Genomic DNA, 25692 nt, shown 5'->3' with positions numbered 1-25692 from the left:
TTAGTGACTATAGTGAGTCGCATGGACTACGACGTGACGGTGGCCGGCGCCGGCCCGGCCGGACTGATGACCGCCTGCGAACTCGCCCTCGGGGGCGCCCGGGTGGTCGTGGTGGAGCGGCTGACCGAACCGGACCCCACGATCAAGGCGGGGTCGATCAACATCCCGACCGCGCAGGCCCTGGACCGGCGCGGCCTGCTGCCCCGACTCGCCGAGGCGCAGCGGCGCACGTTCGAAGGGTTCGACGCCTTCGTCCGCGACCGCCGGGAAGCCGCCCCCGACAAGGGCGAACCGGTGCGGATGGCACCGCGGTTCGCCGGCCACTTCGCCGGCCTGATGCTCCGCGCCGACCTGGTCGACCCCGACGACCCGGCCTTCGCCGACGTCGGCCCGGCCGGCGAGGTCGGCCTCGTACCCCAGCAGGAGATCGAGCGCATACTCGCCGCCCGCGCCGCCGGACTCGGGGTCACCGTGCGCCGCGGCGTCGAACTCACCGGGTTCGACGAGGACGCCGACGGGGTCACCGTCCACCTGGCCGCCTCCGACGGCGGTCCGGCCGGCGCGATCCGGTCCGGCTGGCTCGTCGGCTGCGACGGCGGACGCAGCCTCGTCCGCAAGCTCGCCGGGTTCGACTTCCCCGGCACCGACCCGCTGATCACCGGCCACCAGGCGCTCGTCGACCTCACCGGCGCCGAGGCGCTCAACACCGGCTGGAACCGCACCGACACCGGCGTCTACGCGTACGGGCCGCTGCCCGGCCGCATCCTCACCGTCGAGTTCGACGGCCCGCCGGCCGACCGCAACACCCCCGTCACCGCCGCGGAACTGGAGACCAGCCTGCGCCGGGTCTCCGGGGCGGACGTCACCGTCACCGCGGTGCACACCGCCACCCGCTTCACCGACAACGCCCGCCAGGTCACCTCCTACCGCCGGGGCCGAGTGCTGCTCGCCGGGGACGCCGCCCACGTCCACTCGCCCTTCGGCGGCCAGGGGCTCAACCTCGGCATCGGCGACGCGCTGAACCTCGGCTGGAAGCTCGCCGCCGTGGTACGCGGCCGGGCCGAGCCGTCCCTCCTCGACACCTACACCGCAGAACGCCACCCCATCGGCGCCTGGGTGCTGGAGTGGACGCGGGCGCAGATCCTGCTGATGCGTCCCGAGCCGCGTGCCGACGCGCTGCGCCGGGTCGTCGGCGACCTGGTGGCGACGACCACCGGCGCCTCCTACTTCACCCGCAGGATCTCCGGCGTCTGGCAGCGCTACGACCTGCCCGGCGACCACCCGCTGACCGGCGCGAGCGCCCCCGACCTCGAACTGGCCGACGGCCGCCGCCTCGCCGACCTGCTGCACGGCGGCCGGGGCCTGCTGCTCGACCTCACCGGCGACCCCGCCGTCAAGGCCCTCGCCGACGGCTACGGTGACCGGGTGGACGCCGTCACCGCCAGTTGCCCCGCCCGGCCGGACCTCGCGGCGCTGCTGATACGCCCCGACGGCTTCGTCGCCTGGGCCGCCGCCACCGACGCCACGGAAAGGCCGGTGCACCAGTTGCCGGAGGCGCTCTCCCGCTGGTTCGGGACTCCGGCGACCTGACGACCCGTCAGGCAGGCTTCCGGCCGCCCGGTCCGGGCGGAACGGTGACGGCGGGCCCCGCGCGGATAGGATCACGACAGCCGTCCGAGCGCTGCGGACGGCCGGTGTCCTGGTCCAGCGCACTCGTCAGGAGGCGATTACCCCATGTCCGACGTCAGCTTCAAGGGCAACCCGGTCACCGTCGGCGGCACCTTCCCCGAGCCCGGCCGGACCGCCCCCGGGTTCCGTCTGGTCGGCAAGGACCTCGCGGACGTCTCGCTCGCCGACTTCGCCGGCAAGCGCAAGGTGGTCAACATCTTCCCGAGCGTGGACACCGGGGTCTGCGCCGCCTCGGTCCGCAAGTTCAACGAGCTGGCGGCGGCCCTGGAGAACACCGTGGTGCTCTGCGTCTCCGCCGACCTGCCGTTCGCGCAGGCCCGCTTCTGCGGCGCCGAGGGCCTGGAGAACGTGGTCACCCTCTCCACCATGCGCGGCCGTGACTTCCTCACCGACTACGGCGTGGCCATGGAGACCGGCCCGCTGGCCGGCCTCGCCGCCCGTGCCGTCGTCGTGCTCGACGAGAACGACACGGTGCTCCACGCCGGCCTGGTCGGCGAGATCACCGAGGAGCCCGACTACGACGCGGCCGTCGCCGCCCTCAAGTAGTCACCCCGCACCCGTGGCCGGTTGGGACGCCCCGGCCGGCCACAGGTGTTCCCGCGCCGCGCGCCGCGGGGCAGGCGGGATTTGACGACAGGGCCTGGGGGTCAGCCGGTCCCGAAGAGCCGGGTGCCGAAGGACGGGGCGTGCAGGTCGGCGGCGAGTTGGGCGGGTACCCGGTGGGCGGCGGATCCGGTGCCCACGGTGATGGTGCCGACGCGGGTGCCGGCCTTGGCGGAGTGCGGCAGCGGGACGCGGCCGGCGTCCACCGAGACCCGCAGCTCCAGGCCGGGCCAGCCCGCCACGGTGAGGTCCGACGCGGCCACCACGGCGACCCGGCCGCCCATCCCGTCGTCGAGGTCTCCGACGACCTGGCCCTTCTTGACCACGGTCGCGGCGGTGAGGTGGTCGCCGATGCTGTCGATGACCGCCTTGCTGTTGGCCAGCGCGGTCCGCAGGTCCTCGGTGGAGTCGACGCCCTTCAACGGTGAGCGCTGTTCCATCAGCGCGCCCAGGACGAGCCAGGGCCGGCCCGCGACCGTCCGGTAGGCGGCCCACACGAACGCACCGTGCGCCGCGCTGCTGTTGCCGGTCTTGATGCCCTTCACGCCGGGGTCCTGCCGCAACAGCGTGTTGGTGTTGGACAACGGCTGGGCCAACCCGTCGACCGTGGCGTCCGTGGTGGCGACGATCCGCCGGAAGACGTCGTCGCGCATGACTTCTCCGGCCAGCCTCACCTGGTCGGCGGGGGTGCTCCTGGTGGTGGCGTCCAGACCGCTGGGGTCGGTGTAGACCGTGTCGGCCATGCCCAACGCCTTCGCCTCGGCGTTCATCTTCGCGACGAACGCGCGCTGGTCACCGCCGCCGTCCCAACGGGCCAGCAACCGGGCGACGTTGTTGCCGGAGTTGAGCATCAGCATCTGGAGCATCTGGTACTCGGTGAAGACCTGACCCTTCGTCAGATACACCGTGGACTCGCCGGGGGCGGTCGCCTGCTTCTCCGCGAGTTCGTCCACCGTGATCCGCGGTCCCTGGTCGCCACCGCGCAACGGGTGGTCCTTGAGGACGACGTAGGCCGTCATCACCTTGGCGGTGCTCGCGGTGGGCACCGGCGTCCCCGCGCCCGTACCGCCCAGCGAGCCCACCCCGACGACCTCGGCCGCCCCCTGGCCCCCGGCCGGCCACGGCACCCGGTACGACCCCGGGAAGGTGTACCCCTTCGCCACCTCCTGCGACAGCACCGGCGCCGGCAGCGGACGCGTCACCCGCGCCACCACGAACGCCACCATCACCACCAGCACCACGACCAACGGCGCCCAGACCAACGGCCGCCGCGCCGCCGCCCGCCACCGCGCCGCCGCCGACACCACCGTGACATCGGCGAACAATCCCAGCGGCTCGGGCGCCGGCCGCCCCTCGTCCTCCGCCCCGACCGGCTCGGCCACCCGCTCCCCGCGGGGCTCGTCGAGCGGTTTGAGGGGGACGAAGTGGCTGGTGGGTTCGGGTTCGGGGGTGGAATTGGGTTCGGGTTCGGGGTCGGCTGCGGGTGTGGGTTCGGGCGTCGAGGCGTCCTCGGTGTTGGTGTCGGTGTCCGGGTCGGGGGTGTCTTCGGTGTCGGCGTCCGGGGCCGAGGTGTCTTCGGCGTCGGCGTCGGCGTCGGCTTCGACGTCCGGTTCCGGGGCGTCGTCGGTCCCGGCCTCGGGTTCCGGCTCGGCCTCGGCCTCGGGCTCCGGTTCCGAGGGCGTGCCGGTGCCGGAGTCCGGTTCCGGCATGGGGTCGGGGGCGGGCTCGGCGTTCTCCTCGGAGGGCGGCTCGTCGGCGGAGGCGTCGGTGGGCCGGCTCGCGGCGCCGGTGTCGGCACCGGTGTCGGGCGCGGTCGGCGCGTTGGGTTCCGGGGCCGTTTCCGCAGAAACGTTCCGTTCCGAGCTGTCGGGGGATCCGCCCGCCACCGGTGACTCCTTACCACGCCGCGCTGTCCGCCCCACCCCTGGCGGGTACGGGACCAGGCCGTACCGCGGGACGAAGGGCTCATGGTAGACGAGCGGCCGGGCCGCCGGTCACCCGGCAGGCACCGGATGACGTGGTCAGACGTGCGGCGCGGACGGGCCGGCGGGGCCCGCGCTCGCCGCCGCCACGGGCGCGTCCCCCGCCGCCAGATGGGCCAACAGGCTCAACCGCTGGGCCGAGTCACCGCCGGGCGCGGCGTGATACACCACGAGCACCTGTCCCTCGGCGCCCATGGCCGCCAGCCGCTGGCAGTCCAGCTCCAGCGGACCGACCTGCGGGTGCCGCATCCGTACCACGCCGCCGTTGCGCATCCGTACCTCCGGACGCGCCCACCACCGGCGGAACTCCTCGCTGCGCACCGCCAACTCGCCGACCAGCTCGGTCAGTCGGGCGTCCAGCGTCTCCGGCCCGGCCAGCCGGCGTACCGCGGCCACCGCGTCGCCCGCCGCGCGCCGCCAGTCGTCGTGCAGGGCGCGGAACCCGGCGTCGAGGAAGACCGCCCGCAGCAGGTTGGCACCGGGCCGCAGACTGGGGGAGAGCGCGGTGGCCATCGGGTTGGCGGCGAGGACGTCGAGGTAGCGGCCGTGGACGAAGGCGGGCATCGTGGTGTGGCCCATCACCAGGCGTCGCAGGCCGTCGCCGACGCGTTCCGGGGAGCGCCGGTGCGGGCGGCGCGGCCGGGGGCGGGCGAGGCGGGTCAGCTGTGCGGTGGCGTCCGCGTCGAGCATCAGTACCCGGGCCAGCGCCTGGAGCACCTGGGCGGAGGGGTGCTGGTCGCGCCCCTGTTCCAGGCGCAGGTAGTACTCGGAGGAAATCCCGGCCAGCAACGCCACTTCCTCCCTGCGCAGTCCGGGCACGCGGCGTCGGCCGCCCGAAGGCAGTCCGACGTCCTCCGGACGTAACAGATCACGCCGGGCGCGCAGATACTCGCCCAGCACGTTGGTCTGGATCATGGCCCCACGGTAAGCGGACGACCAGGGGGCCGAGCCCGCTTTTCGCCGCCGGTTGCCCACGATGTGACACAACTGAGCCCTGCGGGCCGTCCCCGTCCGGCCGCCCGCCCCTGTCTATCCGTTGACGTACCCACCCACCGCCAGGTCCGCGACCAGCCCCGGCCCCTCCGGGCGCCACCCCAGCCGCCGCGCGGTCAGCGCCGCCGAGGCCGCGGTATCGGCCGAGACGAACGGGGTCAGCCAGCCGAAGTGGCCCTCCGCCTCCTCGGCCGCCACGGGGAGCGCGGGCAGCCCGAGACGACCACCGACGGCCTCGGCGATCTCCCGCAGCGGAACGCCCTCCTCGGCGACCGCGTGCAGCCGGGAACCGGCCGGGGCCGACTCCAGGGCCAGCCGGTACAGACGCGCGGCGTCCCAACGGTGCACGGCTGCCCAGCGGTTGGACCCGTCGCCCGGGTACCCGGAAACGCCCGTGGCGCGGGCGATGCCGATGAGCGTCGGTACGAAGGCGCGGTCGCCGGCGCCGTGCACCGACGGCGGCAGCCGTACCACCGAGGCGCGTACCCCGTTCTCGGCCGCCGCGAGCGCCGCCCGTTCCGAGGGGATGCGGGGCGCGGAGAGCGCGGTGGGGTCGGGGGCGTCGTCCTCCGTGCCGATCCGGCCCGCCGTGAGCACGGCGATCGCGGAGGTGACGACGAGGGGCCGGCCGGATCCGGCGAGCGCGGCGCCGAGCGTCTCGACGGCGCGCAGATCGGTGTGGGCGGCACCGGAGTAGTCCGAGAAGTCGTGGACGAACGCCGTGTGGATCACCCCGTCAGCCGCCTTCGCGCCGTCGCGCAGACTCACCGGGTCGTCGAGCGCGCCCGGGTGTGCCCGCGCCCCGGCCGCCGCCAGCGACGCCTCGGCGGCTGCGGAACGCGCCAGGCCGACGACCTCGTGCCCCGCGTCGAGCAGTTCGCGGACGACCGCACTCCCGACAAATCCGGTCGCACCGGTGACGAATACGCGCATGAGTCAATCACCTCGGTAAATGTGGCGGACCGATGGGATACCGGTCCGTCCGGAACCCGGCACGGCGCCGGACGAAGGCACCGCGTACCCCGCCGTTCCGCCGGGTGGCCCGACGCGGCGGCGGAGTGGCATAACGCCGCAGGTCACGGGTGCCTCGCCAGGTACGGACGAGCGCCGCCGAGCGGGGTGTCTCCACAGTGCGGGCAACGGACGCGTGACGTCCAAGGCCTGTTCCGCAACGGGCGATACCGATCAGACATGACCACAGGTGGCGATGGTACGAGGGGGTGTCGTCGGTGCGGTTTCAGCGGCTACAGTCGAGAGGTGCCCGAATCGTCCCTCCCGCCGGCGGACCTGGATCTGCGTGTGGTGCGGTACTTCACCGTGGTCGCCGAACACCTGCACTTCGGCCGTGCCGCCGCCGCCCTCCATCTCGCGCAGCCGTCGCTGAGCCGGCAGATCCAGCGGCTCGAAGAACAGATGCGGGTGCGCCTGTTGGACCGCACCCCGCAGGGCACCCGGCTCACCGAGGCCGGGGCGGCGTTCCTGCCGCGCGCGAAGGCACTGCTGCGCTCGGCCACCGAGGCGGCGGCCGAGGCCCGGGCCGCCGTCCGCTCCGGACGCATCACCATCGGCCACGTCACCGACCTCATCGTCACCCCGGCCGTGCGCGAACTGCGGGACCGCCACCCGGAGGCCGAGGTGCACACCCTCCACCTGCGCTGGAACGAGGCCCGCGCGGCCCTGCTCGGGCACCGGGTGGACGCCGTGGTGACCCGACTGCCGTTCCCCACCGACCAGTTCCAGGTGACCGTCCTCCACTCCGAGCCCCGGGTGCTGCTGCTCCCGGTCGGCCACCGGCTGGCCGGCCGGGAGTCCGTCACCCTCGACGACATCGCCGACGAGCCGATGCCCCGGTCGCCCGACCCCGCCTGGAACGCCTACTGGCGCATCGATCCCCGGCCCGACGGAAGCCCGGCCCCCGACGGCCCGTTGGTCCAGGTCGTCGAGGACAAGCTCGAAGTCGTCGCCGCCGGGCAGGCGGTGGCCATCGTCCCGGCCGGCCTCGCCGAACACGGCCTGCGCCCCGACCTCACCACGGTCCCCCTGCGCGGTGTCGACCCGGCCCACGTCGTCCTGGTCACCCGGGCCGGCGACCGCAGGCCGCTGGTCTCCGCCTTCCGCAAGGCGGCCCAGGCACACCTCACGACACGGCCGCGACCCACGCCGTAGGGTGATGCCCCGCCGCCCGGACACCCCGGCGGCCGGAACGGGGAAGGAACGACACCACAGTGACCACCCAACGCACCACCGAAGAACGCACCACCGAAGAACGCACCACCGAAGAACGCACCGACGACGAAAGCGCCGGTGTCGAACGTATCGGCCCGCCCGTCATCGCGGACGAACGCGAGATGCTGCGCGCCTTCCTCGACTTCCACCGGGCCACCCTCGCCATGAAGTGCGAAGGCCTCACCGACGAGGAACTGCGCACCCGGTCGATGCCGCCCTCCACGCTCTCCCTGCTCGGCCTGGTGCGCCACATGGCCGAGGTGGAACGCGCCTGGTTCCGCCGCGCGATCAACGGTGAGGACGTCCCGCTGGTCTGGTCCGACGAGGGCGACTTCCAAGCCGCCTACGACAGCGCGGACTCCACCCGCTCCGAAGCCTTCGCCGCCTGGCGGGCCGAGGTCGAGCACTCCCGCCGCATCGAACGCGCCGCCGCCTCCCTCGACATCACCGGCCGCCAGCCCCGCTGGGACGACGCCGAGGTCTCCTTGCGCATGGTCATGCTCCACGTCCTGCTCGAATACGCCCGCCACAACGGCCACGCCGACTTCCTGCGCGAAGGCATCGACGGCACGGTGGGCGCCTGAGGAAGCGTCAGGATCGATCGCGGCGAGGACCGCCCGCCAGGCCCGGCGATCGTGCCCGGCCGGCGCCGGCCGGGCCTCCGCCGGCAGCGGGATCACCTCGAAGGCCGGCCTGAGCGCCTCCCAGGAACTGAGCGGCAGGAGCTCCGGGTCCGCCCGCCACGGGCCGGCCCGCCGGACTGCCCGGACGGCGCCGATCACCGTGTCCACCGCGCCGTCGGGGATCAGGGTGTCGTCGAGGCCGATCAGTAGGACGCGGTCCGGCACGGGCTCGTACCCCCGGGTCAGCGGAAGAATCGGCGGAGGAGCCGGCCGGGGCCGCGCTCGGTGAGGAACTGGAGGGCGATCGCGTTGAAGAAAGCCCGCTTGGTGGCCTTGACTCCGACCCGGAGCTCGACCTCCTCCCAACTCCCCAGCCGCCGCTCGGTCAGCCGGGGCTTCTGTTCGCCGTCCACCACGTTGTGCTCGAGGAGGAAGTAGCGCAGCTCACCCACTCCGTCCCGGCGGGCGAGCGCGGTGAAGAAGACCTCCTTGTCGTGGAGCGGCTTGGGAAAGGCGAAGAGCAGCAGTCGGTGGCGGTTGTCGAGCCAGGCCAGCTCCGCCCGTAGTCCGTCGACGGGGAGGGGGTTCGGTGCGTACTGCGGCCGCCCGTGCTCGCTGCGCCAGAGCCCGAGGAGGCCGAGCCCGAACTCCTTGCTGAAGACCTCTTCACGCTTCCCCTCCGCCTCCACGGCCAGATCGGGAATCGTGCGGTGCCCGAACTGGTAGTGCATCAGCCGCACGTCGGGCGGGGCGACCAGCCGGTCGATCAGGTAACGAAGGTCGTCCGGGAGGTCGACGCGCAGCTCGCCGTTCTCGCGCCGCTTGGTGACCTCGATGAGCCGCCCGTCGAGCCACCAGTAGACGTGCGGCGAGAGCGGGTCGAGCGGCTGGCCCCACTGGCTGGGCTCGTACTCCGCCAGGTCGGGGAGGATGTGGTAGCTGAACGGCCGCTCGAGGCTGGAGAGGAGGATCTGCTGGGGCGCGGGGACGACGACCAGGGCGCCCTCCGGCGGGAGCTTCTTGCCGCCGCTGAACCGCTCGTAGTAGTGGGGCAGTTCGAGCAGGTGACTGCTCGTCAGCGGGCTCACTGCGCTGACGTGGTGCCAGTACCCGTCGCGGACCTTGAGGATCAGCTGCCCTTCGGCGGGCAGCGCGGCGAGGTTGTCCAGGGCCCGGCCGCGCAGCATGGGCTCGTGCCCGTGACGGGTGAGGTCCGCCCGGTTGAGCACCTGGAACCCGTACTCGCAGCGCAGGCAGAGCACCTCCCGCAGGGCCGGGGTGGGCGAAGGGGCATCCGGGTCGATCGCCCTCGCCTCCTCGCCGGCGGGCAGCAGCACCGGGTACAGCCGCGCCGGGTCGACGGCCACCGGTAAGGGATGGCCGCGGCGGTGGCGTCGGGCGGCCTCGGCGAGGGCTCGGTTCAGGGCCCGCTGCTGGTCCAGCATCCGCGTGCGCAGCTCCCGCTCCCCGGCGGAGGGCTCGGTGAGGCCCATCCGCTCCCGCGCCTCCTGGGACATGCGGCTCAACTCCCCCACTCTGGACGCCCCCGCGCTGCCTTCCGCAGCCTACCGGCTGCCGGGCGGTGGCACCGGGGACCAGCCGGGCAGGGCGGCGAGCACCCGCGCGAGCGGCGCGCTGATCCCGTCACCGGTTTGACGAGTGCCGGCCCGGCGACAGCCGCTGCGAGCCCGGCTGAAGGCCACCCAGCGCGGCTGGAACAAAGGGCTGTCCCGAAACCGCGGTTGAGACTGGGCCGGTCAGCCGCTTGCCGGCCCCCGTCAGCCAGGGGACCGCCCGGCCGCAGGCGCAGCAGACTCCACCCATGGCGCATCGAGGCCGGGTGCACGACCGTACGCAGCACACGTCCGCAGGTATCCACGAGCAGGTGCCGCTTGCGGCCCCGGACACGCTTGCCCGCGTCGTGGCCGATCGCCTGCCCGCCCTGGTGGCTGCGGGCCGACGGCGAGTGCGACACCGCCGCCGAAGGCTGCGGGTCCCGGTCGTCCGCCGCCCGGACCCGCTCGCGCAACGCGTCGTGGACCCGGCCCCAGGTCCCGTCCACAGTCCAGGCAAGAAACCACCGGCAGGCCGCGTCCCACGGCACCAGATCATGCCGAACCAGTCGCCACGCACACCCGCTGACCAGCGCGTACAGCACGGTGTCCACGACCAGCCGGCGAGGGAACTCCAGCGGACGGCCGCCCCGGCACGGATCCCGCTCCGCCAGCAGCGGCCCGATCACCGCCCACTGAGCGTCCGTCAACGACGAGTCGCTGGAAGGCTTGCACGAACAGACACACATGGCGGTGATCTCCGCCGACCCCGACCGCGAAGATCACCGCGAGGGCAGCACACCCCGGAGTTGATCACTTACCCAACGCTGTCTGAGCCGTACGCCGGGAGGCACGGACCCGGGCACGGGAGAAAACCGGTTGCGCCCCGGTCGTAGGCTGCGGAACTGTGAACGAAGCCGAAACCCTGCTCGCGGCCTACGACGAGCACATGCGTGGAGCCCCGCCCACCCCGCCCGCGGACGTGCGCCACGAGTGGGACGGGCCGGTGCTGCGGATCGTCGGCCGGCCGCGCGGCCTGGTCACCGCGCCGCGCGACACCGGGTTGCGCGGTGCCGAGCTGGACCGGCTGATCGCACGGCAGCGCGACTACTTCGCCGCCCGTGGGGAGGCGGTGGAGTGGAAGACCCGCGGCCACGACCTGCCGGCCGACCTGCCGGACCGGCTGCGTGCCGCGGGCTTCGAGCCCGAGGACGAGGAAACCGTGCTGATCGGCCGCGCCGAGCGGATGGCCACGGAACCGGTGCCGCCGCCCGGTGTCGTACTGCGCCGCGTGACCGCCGACGCCGACATGCGCCGCGTCGCCGCCCTGGAGTCCGCCGTGTGGGGCCTCGACCTCGGCTGGCTCGCGGAGGATCTGATCGGCCGGGTGGCGGTCGCCCCGGAGGAGATCGCCGTCCTGGTCGCGGAGGCCGGCGGGCACCCGGTCTGCGCCGCCTGGCTGGTCCACCGGGCGGGCACCCCGTTCGCCTCGCTGTGGGGCGGATCGACGCTCCCCGAGTGGCGCGGCCGGGGCGTCTACCGCGCGCTCGTCGCCGCCCGGGCCCGGCTCGCCGTGGAGCGCGGCGTCCGCTACCTCCAGGTGGACGCCTCCGACGACAGCGCGCCCATCCTGCGCCGCCTGGGGTTCACGGCGGTGACCACCACGACGCCGTACATCTGGTCACCGCCACGCTGAGGTGCCGACGGGGCCGATTCGCCTATGCCGTAAGGGCGTTCACCGCGCGTCCAGCACCGAGGGCGGGCCGGACGGCGTGGCGGACTGCCTGCTCCGGCGGCCGGCGGCCCAGTTCTCCAACTCCGCCGACCCCACCGCCTCCACCTCGTCCAGCAGGCGCTGGCGTACCTCGGCGCCGCGCCGGGGTTCGGGCACCAACTGGTAGCGGCGGACCGCCTGGCGCAGCCGGGACCACGCCTCGGCCGCCACGACGTGGCGCTCCGCGTGGTTGAAGACCTGGCGGAAGCCGCCGATGAAGACGGTGGCCCCGGCGATGGTGGCGGTGACCGCCGCCGGTGCCTGGATGCCGGCGGCCACCACCGTGGTGCCCCCGGTGACCAGGGCGCTCAACTCGGTGGCCCAGTGCCACCGGCGGGCCCGGTCGCGTTGTCGCTCGTACCAGGCCAGGTCCTCCAGGGCCAGAGCGAGCAGCGGGTCGTCGGTGTCCACGGGCGACAGTGGCGTTCGTCGGATGATCGGCACCCGACCATGGTGCACCACGCGGGCGACGCCCCGTCAGCTGAAGCACCGTTGAAGTACCGCTGAAGCACCGCACCGCCGGGGCCGATCCGACATGCCCATGGCGCCGCGCTGCCCGCCACCCGCCGGTCCGCGCACTATCGTGGCCGACCACCCCGTCCCCCAGCCACCCACGGGAGCGCGGATTTCCCTCCCCGCCACGATGCGCGCGGCCTACGTCACCGAGCCCGGACCGCCGGACGCCATCCGCTACGGCGAGTTGCCACTGCCCGCCACCGGCCCCACCGACGTCCTGGTCCGGGTGCGCGCGGTGGCCGTCGACCCGGTGGACGCCCTGGTGCGTTCCGGCGCCTATCGCACGCCGATACCCGCGCCGTTCGTCATCGGGCGCGACCTGGTCGGCGAGGTGGCCGCCACCGGCCCCGGCGCCGTGGGCTTCACCCCGGGCCAGGCGGTGTGGTGCAACAGCCTCGGACACGGCGGACGCCAGGGCTCCTTCGCCGAGTACGCGACCGTGGCCGCCGACCGCCTCTACCCCGCGCCCCCGGACGTCGACCCGGAGGAACTGGTCGCCGCCGCGCACCCCGCCGCCACCGCCTGGCTCGCGCTCTTCCGGCACGGCAGGCTGCGCGCCGGGCAGACGGTGTACGTCGGCGGCGCCGCCGGAAACGTCGGCTCGGCCGCCGTCGCGCTGGCGAACGCGGCCGGGGCACGCGTGGTGGCCACCGCACGCCCGGACGACTTCGACCGGGTCCGCGCGTGGGGCGCCGCCGACGTCTACGACTACCACGGCACCGACCTCCCCGAACGCCTCCGTACCGCCGCGCCCGACGGCTACCACGTCCACCTCGACACCTCCGGCCACGGCCAACCAGCCGTCGCCGTACCGCTGTTGGCGCACGGCGGACGCATGGTGCTGATGGCCGGGCTGCACGACATCGTGGGCCTGCCGGTCGGCGCCCTCTACACCCGCGACGCCCGCATCGTCGGCTTCGCCATCAGCAACGCCACCACCGCCGACCTCGCCACCGCCGCGACCGCCGTCCCCCACCTGCTGCGCACCACCACCTGGCGCCCCCGCGTCACCGACCGCCTCCCGCTCTCCGAAGCGGCCCACGCCCACCGCCTGCTCGCCGACGCCTCCGTACGCGGCCGGATCGTGCTGCGCCCCTGACCGGGTGGGACGACCGGCGCCCGGGAGCGCGGCGTTCACAGCCGGTGGGACCACGCGCACCGCGTGACCTCACCTGGACGGCCGGCGGACCTCCCGTACCGCACGACCCGGCACGTCCGCCTCCTCCGGCAGACACAACAACAGCAGCACCACACCGGCGTAACCACACACCCGGGCCGCGCTGTCCAGGCCGTTCCAGTGCTGGTTCATCCACATGCCGAACCACTCGCCGCCCACCGTCTGGAAGCCGAGGAACCACAGCAGCAAGGCGCCCGCCGCCCCGGCGATCCCGGTCGAGGCGGCCCGTGCGAAGTGGTCGTGCGCCGCGCCCGCCGCCCGGACCTGCCGCCACGACGACACCAGGCACAACCCGCCGACCAGCGCCTCACCGCCGATGACGCATCCGTAGGCCGCCCGCCACACCCACGGCCGGTGGATCGCCCGGGAGCCGTTCCGGCTCAGTTCCGCCAGTTCCGGCGCGCGGTCGTCCATGGTGAGCACGTGGCGCACGAACTCCCGGTTGGGCGCCGGATCGGTGACGTTGCCGAACGCCGTCAGCGCCGCGTACCCGCCGAGCGCTGCGGTCAGCGCCGCCTTGGCGAGCCGGGCCGCCCGTCGCGGATCCGTACCGTGGCACGACGGTACGGCGTGCCCGTCCCAGCGGGCCAGCGCGCCCAGGCAGACCCCGGCCACGGAAGCGGGGCGCGGTACGGCGGCGGGCGCACGGCGTGGCAGGCCACGGGGACGGCTGACCCGGGGGCCCGAGGCGTGGGGGCCGACGGCACCGCGCGGGAGACGCATCCGCCGCAGCCCGTCCGCCGCCACGGCCCTCGCGGTACGCGACACCTCCGCCGCGACCGGCAGCCGCCGCGCCGCCCACACCCCGCCCACGCCGGCCGCGGCCAGCCCCAACGCGCCCAGCCACTTGGCCACGGACACCGCCCACCTCCCAGCACGGCCGGCCGCCCGCCCCGGCCACGTACGCGCCGCGCGGCCGGTGGCGTACGGACCCCTGAACGCCCACGTGAGCCTCGGGTACCCGCCGCCCGGCGTCGTATTCCGTACGCGATCCGGCCCCGGTCAGCGGCGTGCCGCGATCCCCCGCGGGAGGTAGCGCAGGCTCAGCACGACGACGGCGAGGAAGCACGACGCCACCAGCGCCACGTCGATCCGCAGCCCGAGCAGCGCGTCCGGCAGCGCCACGAACGTACCGAGCAGCGCGACCCCCAGCGCCATGCCCACCTGCCGCGCGGTGTTGAGCACCGCCGACCCCAGACCGGCGTACGCCGGGTCCACGGCCTGCAACGCCGAGGCGTTGAGGCTGGGGGAGAAGACACCGCAGCCCAGCCCGGCGAGCGCGGTGCCCACCACCTCCCACGGCCAGGCGCCCGGCCCCGTCATGGCGAGCAACAGCAACGCCCCCGCGAACGACACCGCCGCCCCCGTCCACAGCAGGAACCGCGGACCACGGCCCACCAGACGGCGGTTGACCACGATCGTCCCGAATACCCAGGCGGCCGAGAACGGCAGCAGGTACACCCCCGTCGCCGACGCCCCCAGCCCCCAGCTCCGCTGGAGGTGGAGCGCCAGCATGAACTGGAGCCCGTAGCCGCCGAATTGGAGCGCGAAACCGGCCGCGACCGACGCGGTGAACGCGGCCCGGCGGAAGATGGCCGGCGGCAGCATCGGATGGGCCGACCGCAGCTCGACGACGACGAACCCGACCGCCGCCGCCACGGCGACGGCCAGCAGTGCCAGCGGCACCGGCGCCGTCCAGCCGAGCGGACCGCCCTCGATGAGCCAGGCCACCAGGGCGGCCAGCGCCACGACCGCGGTCACCTGGCCGGGCAGATCGGCCCTGGCGGCCCGGCGCGCGGTCTCCGCGGTGTAGCGCAGCGCCAGATACAGCGTGACCAGGCCGACGGGCACGTTCAGCAGGAAGATGGCCCGCCAGCCCCACACGTCGGTGAGCACCCCGCCGCCGATCGGCCCGGCCACCAGGGCGAGTCCACCGGTGGCGCCCCACGCCGTGATCGCCCTGGCGCGTTCCACCGGGTCGGGGAAGGTGCGGGCGATGATCGTCAGCGTGGTGGGCAGCAACCCGCCCGCCGCGACACCCTGCGCCGCCCGCGCGACGACCAGGACGGTCAGGTCGGGGCTGAGCCCGCACACCACCGAGGCCGCCGTGAACGCGGCGAGCGACGCGGCGAACAACCGCCGCGCCCCCCAACGGTCCGCGATGGAGCCCGCGGTGAGCAGCACACTCGCCAACGGGATGGTGTAGCTGTTCACCACCCATTGCAACACCGCGATCGAACCGTGCACGTCCCGCTCGACCGCGGGCAACGCCACGTTCAGCGCGCTGCCGTCCAGCAGGATCATGAACAGGCCCAGGCAGACCGCGGCCAGCGCCGGCCGGGTACGCGCCGGGGGAGCGGCGGAGGCCCTGGTGGGCGGGGTGGTTGGGGCGTGCGGACGGTGTCCGGTGTCCGGAAGGGTTGTCATGGCGAAGTAGTGTACATACTAGTAGGTACAGAAGGAACGGGGTTGGCGGAGTGGGGGGTTGGGTGCGGGGTTGTCGTGGGGGCGTCCGGGCTGGGCCGGGGCGTTGGCCGGGCAGGGTGGGGGTGGGGTTGGGGCGGGGTGGCGGGGCGGACGCCGGACGGCGCCGGGGTCCGCCCCGGGCAGGCGGGATCGCGCCGTCGGCGCCTACAACCCCACCGCGCCGTCGATCCGTTCCCGCAGCAGATCCGCGTGGCCGTTGTGGCGCGCGTACTCCTCGATCATGTGGAGCACCACCCAGCGCAACGACACCGTTCCGCGCCACGAGTCGTCCCCCGTGACCTCCAGGTCGGGCGCGTCGGCGACGAACCGTTCGGCGAACGCCACCTCCTCGCGCCACGCCTCCCACGCCGCGGCGACCACCGCCGGATCGGCCACCGCACCGTGGAAGTCGTGGTCGGCGTCGGACGCCGAGGCGAACCGTGGCGGCGCCTGCTCACCGGCCATGACCTGCCGGAACCACCGGCGTTCCACATCGGCGAGGTGACGGACCAGCCCCAGCAGCGACAACGTCGACGGCGCCACCGAACGCCGCGACAACTCGGCGCCCAGCCCCGCGCACTTCATCTCCAGTGTCCCCCGCTGAGCCGCGAGGAAATCGACGAGCATGCTCCGCTCGTCACCGACGGTCCGCGTCGTCACCCGGGGGTCCCCCTCGGGTCCGATGAAGAACTCTGCTCTTCTGCTGGGACTTGTCATGCCCCCATGATGGGGTCTCCGCCCTGGGGTGCGGTGTGGTCGCTCGCCATGGTCCGGTGTGCTGGGGTGGAACTGGTGTCACCACGGCACGGTGATTTTTGTCAGGGCCGGGTATGACATTTGTCCTGCGAGGTTGATGACGGCAGGCTCTGCCGGGGATCCGCGAGCCGCGGAAGGATGAAGAACGTCACCGCAGCGGTGACCACGGCATCCGGATTTCAGGGGGCGTACGGAGATGAACGGCACGGTGGCGCAGCGGGTTTCGGTACCGGCGGCCGAAGCGGTGGACGCCGCTCCGGAGCAGCCGGCACCCGCGCCGGCCCCCGGGGACGGACGGCATCAGGCCGCTGCCGGTGTGGTTCTTCGCCTTCGAGGGGACGATGGGCGCGGTCTACGACCTGTGGCACGCCTGGCACGGCGCCTGGACGGTGGTGCTGGCGCTGGTCGCGCTCAACATCGCGGTGGGCTTCACGGTCCTGGGCCGCCGCGCCAAGCTCGTCCGCGCCATGCTGAAGAACTCCCGTACCCGCAAGATCGCCATCGGCCTGATCGCCCTGCGGGTCGGGGTCCACCTGCTGCTCGGCGCGATAGGTCTCCAGATCACCTCGTCCGCCGGACACCTGGTGATGGCCGCCTCGATGGCCGTGGTCACCGTCGCGCTGCTCTGGTTCGACCAGCGCATAGCCTTCCGCGCCCTGGGGATCGACGCCACGGCACGGTGACGCCTGGCGGACGCCGCTCAGTCGCCGCTGCCCGAGGGGGAGTTGGAGAAACTGTCGTGCCACGCGGCGCGGGCTCCGGAGTCGCCGATGCGGTACACGTCCACCACGGATCCGGCGGCGACCAGAAGGCAGAGGACGACCGCCAGCGCCCGGGCAGGCCACGAGGAGATCCAGGCCGGCCCCGACGCCCCGGCACCGTCCGGCGTATGCCGCCGGCCCGCCCACCACACGACCACGGCGAGCACGAACAGGCCCAGCGCCCACGGCAGCAGACCGTCCCCGAGTTCGGCGTGACGCCGCACCAGGGGATCCCGGCCCACGTGACGCTCCAGCCACTCACCCGCGTGCGTGGTCAGCGGCACCGAGACCAACGTCACCAGGGCGAACAACGGCAGCACCACCCCGAGCCGCCGCCCCCAGACCGGCTACGCCGCGCAGACCACCAACGCCAGCGCGGTCAACGGCACCAGGACGACGACGAGATGCACGAAGAGCACATGCGCGGGAAGCCCGCCCACGACGGTGGGGCTCATGAAAGTCCTCTCCACGGAGGTCGGCCGACACTGGCCCGTCCGTCCTGGGACGGCGGACCCCGCGCGGAAGGGAGATCCACCACGGCGGACACCGCCCGCCTCCCGGCGCGGGGAGCACAGCCTGACAGGGCAACTTCTCAGGACCCTCTGAGACTTCCGTGCCACCCGGCGCACCCGTCCCGGCCGCGAGGGGCGGCTCCGGCCACCTGACCGGATGCCGTAGGCGATCCGCCGGGTGAGGGAGTACGGCTCGTCCTCGCGCACGATTCGGCGGAGCACGGCGCCGAGAAGAATCGCGGCATTGATCGTTCCACCGTTCATCGATCGGAAGCAGGTCACCACACCATGCGTTCAACGCGTCTTCGGCAAAAGGGAACGTCCGCCGCACGCGGGCGAAGGTGGGCGGCGGCCGTCGCCTGCCTGGCCGCGGTCACGGCGGCGGGCGTCACCCCGCAGACGGCCCAGGCGGCACCCCGCCCCGACACGGCCATCACCGCCGCACAGCACCCGGGGATCGACGCGGCGGGGCTCGCCAAGTCCCTGGAGGCCGTGCACGACGCCGGGATGTACGGCATCTACGCCACCGTGCGCGACGGCAAGACCACCTGGCGCGGGGCCGCCGGGGTCGCCGACCGCGACACGGGCCGGCCGGTTACCCCCGACATGCGGCAACGGATCGGCAGCATCACCAAGTCCATGACCTCCGTGGCGCTGCTCCAGCAGGTGGCCGCGGGCCGGCTCACCCTCGACGCGCCGATCTCCCGCTACCTGCCCGGGCTGATACCCGGCAAGCGCGGCGACCAGGTCACCGTACGCATGATCCTCAGCCACACCGGCGGCATCGGCGACTACGTGGCCGGCGCCTTCCCCTCGCTGACCAAGCTCTCCCCGGCCAGCATCGACGAGGACCGCTTCCGCCACATCTCCCCGGCGCAGCTGGTGCGTTACGGACTCGACGCGCCTGCCACCGGTGCCCCCGGCCAGCGCTTCGTGTACTCCAACACCGACTACATCATCGCGGGCCTGCTCCTGGGCCGGCTCACCGGACAGGACCCGGTGCGCTACATCACCCACAACGTCATCGAGCGGGCCGGCCTCCACCACACCTACTTCCCCCGCACCCCCTACATCAGCGGCCCGCACCCCAAGATGTACGAGTCGCTGTACGGGCTGATCGACCCGCCGCGCGACTACAGCACCTACGACATGTCCTGGGGGTGGACGGCCGGCGCGGTGATATCCACCACCTCGGACCTGGACACCTTCTACCGCGCCCTGCTCCAAGGACGCCTGATACCGCGCGCCCAGCTCACGCAGATGATGACGCCGGTGGCCGCCGAGGGCAACGAGTTGATGCGGTACGGCCTGGGCCTCTACAGCAGGGAGCTGCCGTGCGGCACCTTCTGGGGACACGACGGCGCGGTCTTCGGTGCTGGGACGCTCGCACTGTCCAGCGGTGACGGCAGCCGCCAGGTGGCGGTCGGCTACAACCTGATGAAGTACGAGAAGCTCGACGCCAGCGGTCACGTCCTGCCCAGCCCGATCGACCAGGCCCTCGTTGACTTCGCGGTACGCGCACTGTGCGGCCCCGCGAAGACGGGCAAGCAGCAGGCGAACAAGCCGTCGCTCGTCGCGCCGACCGTCGTCAACCTGCCGCAGTGGCTGGTCACCTCCGGACCGGACCGGGCGGACGCGGTCGCCCGCCTCACGGCGCGCTGATCCCGTAGCGCACGGTTGGGGACCGACCCCTGTGCCGTCGCGGCCCGGCCGTCCGGTGGGCCGCGAGGCGCCGGGTTCAGAAGAGCGCCTGCGGTTCGCGGGGGTCGTCGAGCGGTTCCAGCCCGGCGGTGAAAGCGGCGTCGCCCGGCGCGGGGTGCAGCGCCCAGCCGGCCAGCAGCCGGGTGTCCAGCAGCACCAGCCCTGCGGCGGTGTCCAGATAGAGGTCCGAGCCGATGCGGCAGGCGAGGCGCCCGGTGACGGTCTGCCCCGGTTCCAGAGGTTGGACGGCGGCGGTGGGAACGAGTCCGGAGGGAGGGAGCCCGTAGGCGGTGGTGTGGTCGGTGACGTGCGGTTCGCGGGGCGTCTGGCCGATGGGCGGCCAAGCGGGGAGGGCGTGGACGCGTTCGGCGGTGGCGAGCAGTTCGGCGGCGCGTTCGCCGGGGGTGCCGGGTCGCGCGCGGGCGGTGCGTTTGCGTTGCGCGGCGACCCGGTCGGGGAGGCCGAGCGCGGTGGTCAGCAGGTGTTCGCTGCGGCGCGCGGCCATCAGGGTCCCGGTCGAGACGACGGTGGAGGAGAGCGCGCCCTGCTCCAACAGCCGTGTGCTGCCGCGTTCTTCGGCCGTGATGCCCACCTTGACCACGCTGCCGTGATGGGCGAGGTAGACGGCGAAGGCCCGCGGATCGTCGGGCCGGGTGTCGGCGGCGATGGACGACGAACGGTCGAGCGCGGTGCACGTCGCGCACTGGGCGCCCCGGGTCCGCGCCGGGACGGGAGCGCCGGCCGGACAGGGCACCCGGCGTCCGGCCCGCCACACCCCGACGCACCGGCGGTCGGCGCCGACGGTGAAGGCGGGTTCGGCACCGAGGGGTAGCGGGCTCGTCCGTACGGTGGCGTGCGCGAGGGTAGGGGAGGTGGGTGCCGCCGGCGTAGGGGATGCGGCCGGTGCGGCGGGCGCGGCCCATTCCAGGAGTGGCGTCTCCTGGCGCCAGATCAGGCCGATCGCGCGCCAGGCGGGGGAGGTGGCACCGGAGGGTGCGGCGGATCGGGGGGCCGAGGGGGTCGCGGACCCGGCGCCGCCGGCCGGGCCGCGGGTCGCGCCGGACGCCGCGTCCGTGCCCGTCCCGGGGTCCTCTCCCGTGCCCGCCATGGTCCCGACCCTACCGTGCCGCACCGGAGGACCCTCGGCTGACGGTGTTGTCGACGGCACCCCGGATGTCCGCGCGGAACGAGGTACGTAATGATCGAAGTCCATAATAACCTATTACCAACGGAGGGTGTCGTGGACGCCGGGATCGTGCGGGACTGGATCGAGGACTGGGTCGTCTCGCGGGGCGCGGCGCCCCCTCGGCCGGAACCGTGGGGGTACACGGTCGACGTCGGACTTCCCGACCAGGTGACCCGCCATGTGCTCACCGAGACCGACCGGCCGCTGATACGCAAGCTCACCGAGAACGTCACCGCCCCCGGCACCTGGCTCAAGGTCTTCCTCCCCGCCGAGGAGGTGGCCCCCGCCGTCGGCCCCGGGTGGCGCTTCGACGATCCGTGCTTCCTGATGTCGACCGCGCTGAGCCCCGCGCCGGTGACCGTGCCCGACGGTTACCGGTTGCGCACCTGGGCCCGGGGTGGCGTCGTCCAGGCCTGTGTCTTCGCCGCAGACGGGGCGTTCGCGGCGCGCGGCCGGATCGCCCGGCCACCGGGCGCCACGGCGGCCGTCGTCGACCAGGTGGAGACCGCCCCCGCGCACCGCCGCAAGGGCCTGGGCGGTGTCGTCATGCGCACCTTGGCCAACGCCGCCGCCGAGACCGGGGCCACCACCGGTGTGCTCGGCGCGACGCGGGCCGGCCGCGCCCTCTACGAAACGCTCGGCTGGCACACCGACGCCCCGTTGACCGGGCTCGTGCGCGAGTCCCCTCCCGCCTGACCGGCGCCCTCCGGACACGCGGACGGCACGTTGCCCACGCCTGCGGCCTGCGGGACGATCGGGGGACCGGAGTGCCTGAAGGGGCGTGAGGGCATGGCGACCGTCGTGCTGGTCGGAACGTTGGACACCAAGGGCGCCGTGTACGCCTGGATGCGGGACCGGTTGCGCGCCCACGGCTGCGACGTCGTCCTCGTCGACACCGGAATCCTCGCTTCCGGCAGGGACGTTCCCGTCCCGGACGTCGGCGCGGAGGAGGTCGCGCGGGCCGCCGGCTGCGAACTGCGCGCGTTGCGCGCGGCCGGCGACCGAGGCGCCGCCATCGCCGCCATGGCCCGCGGCGCCGCCTCCGTCGTCCTCGGCCTGTACCGCGCCGGCCGCCTCGACGCGATCCTCGCGGCCGGCGGCAGCTGCGGCTCCGCCATCGCCGCCCACGCCATGCGCGCCCTGCCGATCGGCGTCCCCAAACTCCTCGTCAGCACGATGGCCTCCGGCGACGTCAGCCCCTACGTGGGCGACTGCGACCTCACCCTCACCTACAGCGTGACCGACATCGCCGGCCTCGACCCCATCTCCCGCCGCATCCTCGCCAACGCCGTATCCGCCACCGCCGCCATGGCCCACCCCACCCCGGCCGCGCCTGCCTCGCCCCCTGCCGCCACCGACGGCGTCGGCTCGCCCGACGCCACGTCGCGCTCTGCTTCTGACGCCCCGGATGCCACGTCCCCCGTTGGCGCCGGCCCAGTTGGCCCTCCCAGCGCCCCGCTGCCCCCTGCCTCCGGCGTCCCGCCGGTAACTGGCGGCTCCGCCGGGTCCGTCCCGCTGAGTCCTGCCTCCGGCGCTCTGGCCGCGGCGTCCGTTTCCGGTGACGGGCCCGACTCCACCTCTGGTGGTCCGCTTGCCTCTCCTGCGCCCGCCGCGACGCCTGTGCCGGGCGCGCCCCCTGCCTCCGGCGCCCCGCCGGTAACTGGCGACTCCGCCGCGCCCGTCCCGCTCGCGTCCGGCGCGCCATCCGCCCCCGGCGGCAGCCGCGTTGTCGCCGCGTCCATGTTCGGCGTGACGACGTCGGCGGTGGAGGCGGCTCGGGGGCGGTTGGAGGGGTTGGGGTACGAGGTGGTGGTGTTCCATGCGACGGGGGCCGGGGGGAGGGCGTTGGAGAGGCTGGTGGGGGAGGGGGTCTTCGCGGGGGTGCTGGATCTGACCACGACGGAGTTGGCCGACGAGGCGGTGGGCGGGGTGTTGAGCGCCGGGCCGGGGCGGCTCACCGCGGCCGGGGCGGCCGGGATCCCGCAGGTGGTCGCGCCGGGAGCGCTCGACATGGTCAACTTCGGGCCGCCGGGGACGGTACCGGAACGCTTCGCCGGACGGCGGTTGCTCGCGCACAATCCGACCGTGACCCTGATGCGTACCACCGCCGAGGAGATGGCCCGCGTCGGCGCGGAGATCGGGCGGCGGCTGGCCGGTGCGCGGGGGGCGGCGGAGGTGTGGTGGCCGTTGCGCGGGGTGTCGGCCGTGGACGCCGAGGGGGCGCCGTTCCACGACCCGGAGGCGGACGCGGCGGGCCTGGCGGCGCTGCGTACCGTACTCCGAGGCAGCCACGTCGTGCTGCGTGAGATCGACGCCCACCTCAACGCCCCGGAGTTCGCCCTGGCCGCCGCCGACCGGTTGCACGAGCTGATCACGGCGGCCCCCGTCCCGTCCGAGGACGGCCCAGGGGAACGTCGCCACAGCGGTTGTCGGTGAAGACGGATCGCGGTCGGCTGGCACAGCGCTCCACATCGCCGCTGGGGTTCCGTTCCCCGGCCGACGTGGACCACGATCCGATCGCGCCGCGGAAGCACCCCCAACGCGGGTGGGCACTAGTTGGTTCCCGCGGTGAGCTCGCTGAACAGCTTGTTCGCCGACTCCGAGGCGAACTGGCGCTGGAGTTCGGCACGGGCGATCCGCTTCTTGAAATCGCCCTCGGGAAGGGCGGATCCGGCGTTGTGCATGGTGTCGGTGATCCATGTGGCGAACGCCTGGTAGTTCCAGATGTGCGGCAGGCAGGTCTCCGAGTAGGTGTCGAGGAGACGGGAGTCGCCTTCCGTCGCGTGGCGGATCACGGCGCGGGCGAAGACCTCGGCGTCGTGCAGGGCGAGGTGGATGCCCTTGGCGCTCATCGGCGGGACGATGTGGGCGGCGTCGCCGAGGAGGTACAGCTTGCCGTGGCTCATCGGGTCGAAGACCACGCTGCGCAGCGGAACGATCTGCTTGGACAGGATCTCGCCGCGTGAGGGCGGGGTGCCGAAGCGGGCTTCCAGCTCGCTCCAGACGCGCTCGTCGGGCCACTGTTCGGGGGGTGTCGTCGACCGCGCACTGGAGGTAGACGCGGCTGGCCCCGGGGCCGCGGGGGATCATGCCGGCCAGGCCCAGTTCGTGGATCGCCATGCCGGACGGGCTGGTCGGGGTGGCGGCCAGGACGCTGAGCCAGGAGTAGCCGTACGCGTGGGAGTACTCGGTCAGGGCCGTGGTGGGGATGCTGCGGCGGGAGATGCCGTGGAAGCCGTCGCAGCCGGCGATGAGGTCGCAGTCGACGGCCCGGGCCGTTCCGTCGGCGTCCTGGTAGCGCACGACGGGGTGATCCTCGGTGAGGTTCGCCAGGGTGACGTCGGCGGCTTCGTAGCGCAGGTCGCCGCCTTCGCGCAGGAAGACCTCGGTGAGGTTGTGCACGAGGACCTGCTGCGGGCAGAACAGGCTCTCGTTGTCGTCCTCGTCCACATCGACCGGCACCGGGTGGCCGTCGATGTAGAAGGCGCCTGCGCTGTGCGGGACCGGGTCGCCCGCCAAGACCTCCGCCAGTGGCGGCGCGGAGCCGGTCGTCGTCGCCTTCCGGCAGGTGGAGGGAGTGCTCGGCGGCGTCCACCAGCTCGTCCACGACGACGGTGAGCAGTCGCCGGTGGGCGCCGGGGCGCCGCTCCGGGCTGTCGGTGAGCGCGAGGAGCGCTTCGCGCAGCAGCGGGCTGACGGCGAAGACACTGGGGTGGTCCACGAGTTGTGCGCACAGGTCGAGCGGGACCTGGAGGAGGCGTACGTCGGTCCGGCCGTAGAAGCGGTGGGAGTGCGCGAAGCGCGGGGGCGTCCAGGTGACGCGGTTGGCCGGGGCGACCCAGGTTCCGCGGTCGGTGGCGGTGGCCAGCGTGCCGGCGGCGGCATAGACGAGTTGCCCCACCGCGTGCGAGTGGGGGGGGGCGAGTCGGTAGCCGTGGGGCAGCCACGCGCCACCTTGCAGCGGCTTCGCGTGCGGACGGGGGTGCGTCGACGAGGGCTGGCGGTCTTCCGGCATCAGGCGTTCAGTCAACCACCCCGCCCCGCACGCGACCACGCCTCGTGCGTCTCGCCTGTCGGCAACGATCGTTCGACGACAGGCAGGCGACGCGTCCGAAGTTCCGCGCGCTCCTCGACAACGCGCGGCCCGGGGACACCGCGCGCATCTGCGGGGCCGAGGGCGGACGCCGCCCCGCCGTGGCGGCCGGCAGGACCGAGGACGTGCGCACCACTACCATCGGCCGGGCCCGCCGCGTGTACGAGAACCGGCTCCGGGCACTCGTGCCGGACCGTGATCGTTCTCACCGACAACCGCCGCACCCACGTTTCCCCGAGGCCGGAGGAGATCCCATGAAACGTTCCGACGTCCTGCGCCGCCTCCACGCGAAGGCCGAGGCCGGACGCCCGGTGATCGGCGCCGGGGCGGGCACCGGGCTGACCGCCAGGTGCGCCGTGGCCGGCGGGGCCGATCTGCTGATCGTGTACAACTCGGGGCGGTTCCGGATGGCGGGGCGCGGGTCGCTGGCGGGGTTGCTGCCGTACGGGGACGCCAACGCGATCGTGGTGGAGATGGCGCGGGAGGTGCTGCCGCTCATCGGCGACGTGCCGGTGCTCGCCGGGGTGTGCGGGACCGATCCCTTCCGCGACATGGGGCGTTTCCTGGACGAGTTGCGGGCCATGGGCTTCGCGGGGGTGCAGAACTTCCCGACGGTCGGCCTGTACGACGGCACCTTCCGGGTCAACCTGGAGGAGACCGGCATGGGTTACGGGCTGGAGGTCGACATGATCCGGCTGGCCCGGGAGCGTGACCTGCTCACCGCGCCCTACGTCTTCGACCCCGACCAGGCCGCCGACATGGCCCGGGCCGGGGCCGACGTCCTCGTACCGCACGTCGGCCTGACCACCAAGGGCACCGTCGGCGCCGCCACCGCCCTCACCCTCGACCAGGCCGCCGAGGCCGTCCAGCGCATGCACGACGCCGCGAAACGGGTCGACCCGGCGATCCTGGTGCTCTGCCACGGCGGCCCGATCGCCGAGCCGGAGGACGTCCGGTACGTGCTGGAGCACACCGAGGGCGTCGTCGGCTTCTTCGGCGCCTCCTCCATCGAGCGCCTGCCGACCGAGCTGGCCGTCACCGAACGCACCCGGGCGTTCGCCTCCCTCACCCCGCGGCGCCC

At 73.8% G+C, this 25692-nt stretch carries 21 protein-coding genes and 3 pseudogenes; 11 read left to right on the top strand and 13 right to left on the bottom strand.

All coding sequences use genetic code 11. The features are described from left to right. Window positions 1–21: 21 nt before the first annotated feature. Both SCATT_RS31020 and tpx read left to right on the top strand, forming a co-directional pair. Complete coding sequence (locus tag SCATT_RS31020; protein WP_014151425.1) at window positions 22–1590, top strand: FAD-dependent monooxygenase; 1569 nt, start codon at window positions 22–24, stop codon at window positions 1588–1590. A 144-nt stretch (window positions 1591–1734) separates the two neighbouring features. Beyond that, the gene (gene tpx / locus SCATT_RS31015) at window positions 1735–2235 is read left to right on the top strand and encodes a thiol peroxidase (protein WP_014151426.1); all 501 of its coding nucleotides are present in this window, start codon (window positions 1735–1737) and stop codon (window positions 2233–2235) included. A 101-nt stretch (window positions 2236–2336) separates the two neighbouring features. On the opposite strand, the gene SCATT_RS40480 is transcribed toward tpx, so the two are convergent. The 3 genes from SCATT_RS40480 to SCATT_RS31000 all read right to left on the bottom strand — a co-directional run bounded on the left by SCATT_RS40480 (window position 2337) and on the right by SCATT_RS31000 (window position 6200). Next, entirely contained in the window at window positions 2337–4178 is a 1842-nt protein-coding gene (locus SCATT_RS40480; RefSeq protein ID WP_014151427.1) for a serine hydrolase, read from the bottom strand. 135 nt (window positions 4179–4313) lie between these two features. Next, window positions 4314–5189, bottom strand: a complete 876-nt coding sequence (locus SCATT_RS31005) for a helix-turn-helix domain-containing protein (RefSeq protein WP_014151428.1) — start codon at window positions 5187–5189, stop codon at window positions 4314–4316. A 114-nt stretch (window positions 5190–5303) separates the two neighbouring features. Then, window positions 5304–6200, bottom strand: a complete 897-nt coding sequence (locus tag SCATT_RS31000) for an SDR family oxidoreductase (RefSeq protein WP_014151429.1) — start codon at window positions 6198–6200, stop codon at window positions 5304–5306. 324 nt (window positions 6201–6524) lie between these two features. Here SCATT_RS31000 and SCATT_RS30995 point away from each other — a divergent pair, with 324 nt between their 5' ends. Together SCATT_RS30995 and SCATT_RS30990 are read left to right on the top strand one after the other, a co-directional pair. Beyond that, entirely contained in the window at window positions 6525–7433 is a 909-nt protein-coding gene (locus tag SCATT_RS30995; RefSeq protein ID WP_014151430.1) for a LysR family transcriptional regulator, read from the top strand. A gap of 182 nt (window positions 7434–7615) precedes the next feature. After that, window positions 7616–8077 (top strand): DinB family protein, encoded by a 462-nt coding sequence (locus SCATT_RS30990; RefSeq protein ID WP_042507773.1) that lies wholly within the window; start codon window positions 7616–7618, stop codon window positions 8075–8077. 281 nt (window positions 8078–8358) lie between these two features. Here SCATT_RS30990 and SCATT_RS30985 read toward each other — a convergent pair whose 3' ends face one another. Together SCATT_RS30985 and SCATT_RS40820 are read right to left on the bottom strand one after the other, a co-directional pair. Next, window positions 8359–9633 (bottom strand): hypothetical protein, encoded by a 1275-nt coding sequence (locus SCATT_RS30985; protein WP_014151432.1) that lies wholly within the window; start codon window positions 9631–9633, stop codon window positions 8359–8361. Window positions 9634–9638: 5 nt separating this feature from the next. Beyond that, window positions 9639–10418: an IS5/IS1182 family transposase gene (locus SCATT_RS40820; RefSeq protein ID WP_014151433.1), complete on the bottom strand. Its 780-nt coding sequence runs from the start codon at window positions 10416–10418 to the stop codon at window positions 9639–9641. Between the two features lie 158 nt (window positions 10419–10576). Here SCATT_RS40820 and SCATT_RS30980 point away from each other — a divergent pair, with 158 nt between their 5' ends. Further along, window positions 10577–11365: a GNAT family N-acetyltransferase gene (locus SCATT_RS30980; RefSeq protein ID WP_014151434.1), complete on the top strand. Its 789-nt coding sequence runs from the start codon at window positions 10577–10579 to the stop codon at window positions 11363–11365. 39 nt (window positions 11366–11404) lie between these two features. On the opposite strand, the gene SCATT_RS30975 is transcribed toward SCATT_RS30980, so the two are convergent. Then, window positions 11405–11854 (bottom strand): SLATT domain-containing protein, encoded by a 450-nt coding sequence (locus SCATT_RS30975; RefSeq protein ID WP_014151435.1) that lies wholly within the window; start codon window positions 11852–11854, stop codon window positions 11405–11407. Between the two features lie 232 nt (window positions 11855–12086). Between SCATT_RS30975 and SCATT_RS30970 the strand changes: the two genes are divergently transcribed. Further along, on the top strand, window positions 12087–13058 hold the full coding sequence (locus tag SCATT_RS30970) for an NADPH:quinone reductase (protein WP_014151436.1): 972 nt from the start codon (window positions 12087–12089) through the stop codon (window positions 13056–13058). Between the two features lie 69 nt (window positions 13059–13127). Here SCATT_RS30970 and SCATT_RS30965 read toward each other — a convergent pair whose 3' ends face one another. The 3 genes from SCATT_RS30965 to SCATT_RS30955 form a co-directional block, all read right to left on the bottom strand. After that, on the bottom strand, window positions 13128–13997 hold the full coding sequence (locus SCATT_RS30965; RefSeq protein WP_231904916.1) for a DUF2165 domain-containing protein: 870 nt from the start codon (window positions 13995–13997) through the stop codon (window positions 13128–13130). 141 nt (window positions 13998–14138) lie between these two features. Next, entirely contained in the window at window positions 14139–15563 is a 1425-nt protein-coding gene (locus SCATT_RS30960) for an MFS transporter (protein WP_014151438.1), read from the bottom strand. Between the two features lie 204 nt (window positions 15564–15767). Then, a complete protein-coding gene (locus SCATT_RS30955) occupies window positions 15768–16319 on the bottom strand; it encodes a DinB family protein (protein WP_042507714.1) in 552 nt (183 codons plus the stop codon). Window positions 16320–16672: 353 nt separating this feature from the next. Here SCATT_RS30955 and SCATT_RS30950 point away from each other — a divergent pair, with 353 nt between their 5' ends. Then, entirely contained in the window at window positions 16673–17041 is a 369-nt protein-coding gene (locus SCATT_RS30950) for a hypothetical protein (protein WP_014151440.1), read from the top strand. Between the two features lie 17 nt (window positions 17042–17058). Here SCATT_RS30950 and SCATT_RS30945 read toward each other — a convergent pair whose 3' ends face one another. Then, window positions 17059–17442: a DUF2231 domain-containing protein gene (locus SCATT_RS30945; RefSeq protein WP_014151441.1), complete on the bottom strand. Its 384-nt coding sequence runs from the start codon at window positions 17440–17442 to the stop codon at window positions 17059–17061. Between the two features lie 477 nt (window positions 17443–17919). Here SCATT_RS30945 and SCATT_RS30940 point away from each other — a divergent pair, with 477 nt between their 5' ends. After that, the gene (locus tag SCATT_RS30940) at window positions 17920–19293 is read left to right on the top strand and encodes a serine hydrolase domain-containing protein (RefSeq protein ID WP_014151443.1); all 1374 of its coding nucleotides are present in this window, start codon (window positions 17920–17922) and stop codon (window positions 19291–19293) included. 76 nt (window positions 19294–19369) lie between these two features. Here the strand turns inward: SCATT_RS30940 and SCATT_RS30935 are convergent, their stop codons facing one another. Further along, window positions 19370–20440 (bottom strand): DUF2797 domain-containing protein, encoded by a 1071-nt coding sequence (locus SCATT_RS30935; protein ID WP_014151444.1) that lies wholly within the window; start codon window positions 20438–20440, stop codon window positions 19370–19372. 132 nt (window positions 20441–20572) lie between these two features. On the opposite strand from SCATT_RS30935, the gene SCATT_RS30930 reads away from it, so the two are divergent. After that, entirely contained in the window at window positions 20573–21214 is a 642-nt protein-coding gene (locus SCATT_RS30930) for a GNAT family N-acetyltransferase (RefSeq protein ID WP_014151445.1), read from the top strand. 93 nt (window positions 21215–21307) lie between these two features. Continuing rightward, on the top strand, window positions 21308–22954 hold the full coding sequence (locus SCATT_RS30925; RefSeq protein WP_014151446.1) for a Tm-1-like ATP-binding domain-containing protein: 1647 nt from the start codon (window positions 21308–21310) through the stop codon (window positions 22952–22954). Between the two features lie 116 nt (window positions 22955–23070). On the opposite strand, the pseudogene SCATT_RS39925 reads toward SCATT_RS30925, so the two are convergent. Beyond that, a pseudogene (locus SCATT_RS39925) lies at window positions 23071–24049 on the bottom strand (FAD-dependent monooxygenase); the annotation flags it as partial. After that, window positions 24048–24533 (bottom strand): annotated as a pseudogene (locus SCATT_RS39920) (hypothetical protein); the annotation flags it as partial. The pseudogenes SCATT_RS39920 and SCATT_RS39925, both read right to left, overlap by 2 nt. Before the next feature lie 332 nt (window positions 24534–24865). Between SCATT_RS39920 and SCATT_RS30915 the strand changes: the two are divergent. Further along, window positions 24866–25681 (top strand): annotated as a pseudogene (locus tag SCATT_RS30915) (phosphoenolpyruvate hydrolase family protein); the annotation flags it as partial. Window positions 25682–25692 lie beyond the last annotated feature (11 nt).

Origin of the sequence: Streptantibioticus cattleyicolor NRRL 8057 = DSM 46488, assembly GCF_000240165.1 — a bacterium.
GTDB classification, from domain to species: Bacteria; Actinomycetota; Actinomycetes; order Streptomycetales; family Streptomycetaceae; genus Streptantibioticus; species Streptantibioticus cattleyicolor.
This window is presented reverse-complemented; position numbering and strand designations above follow the sequence as displayed.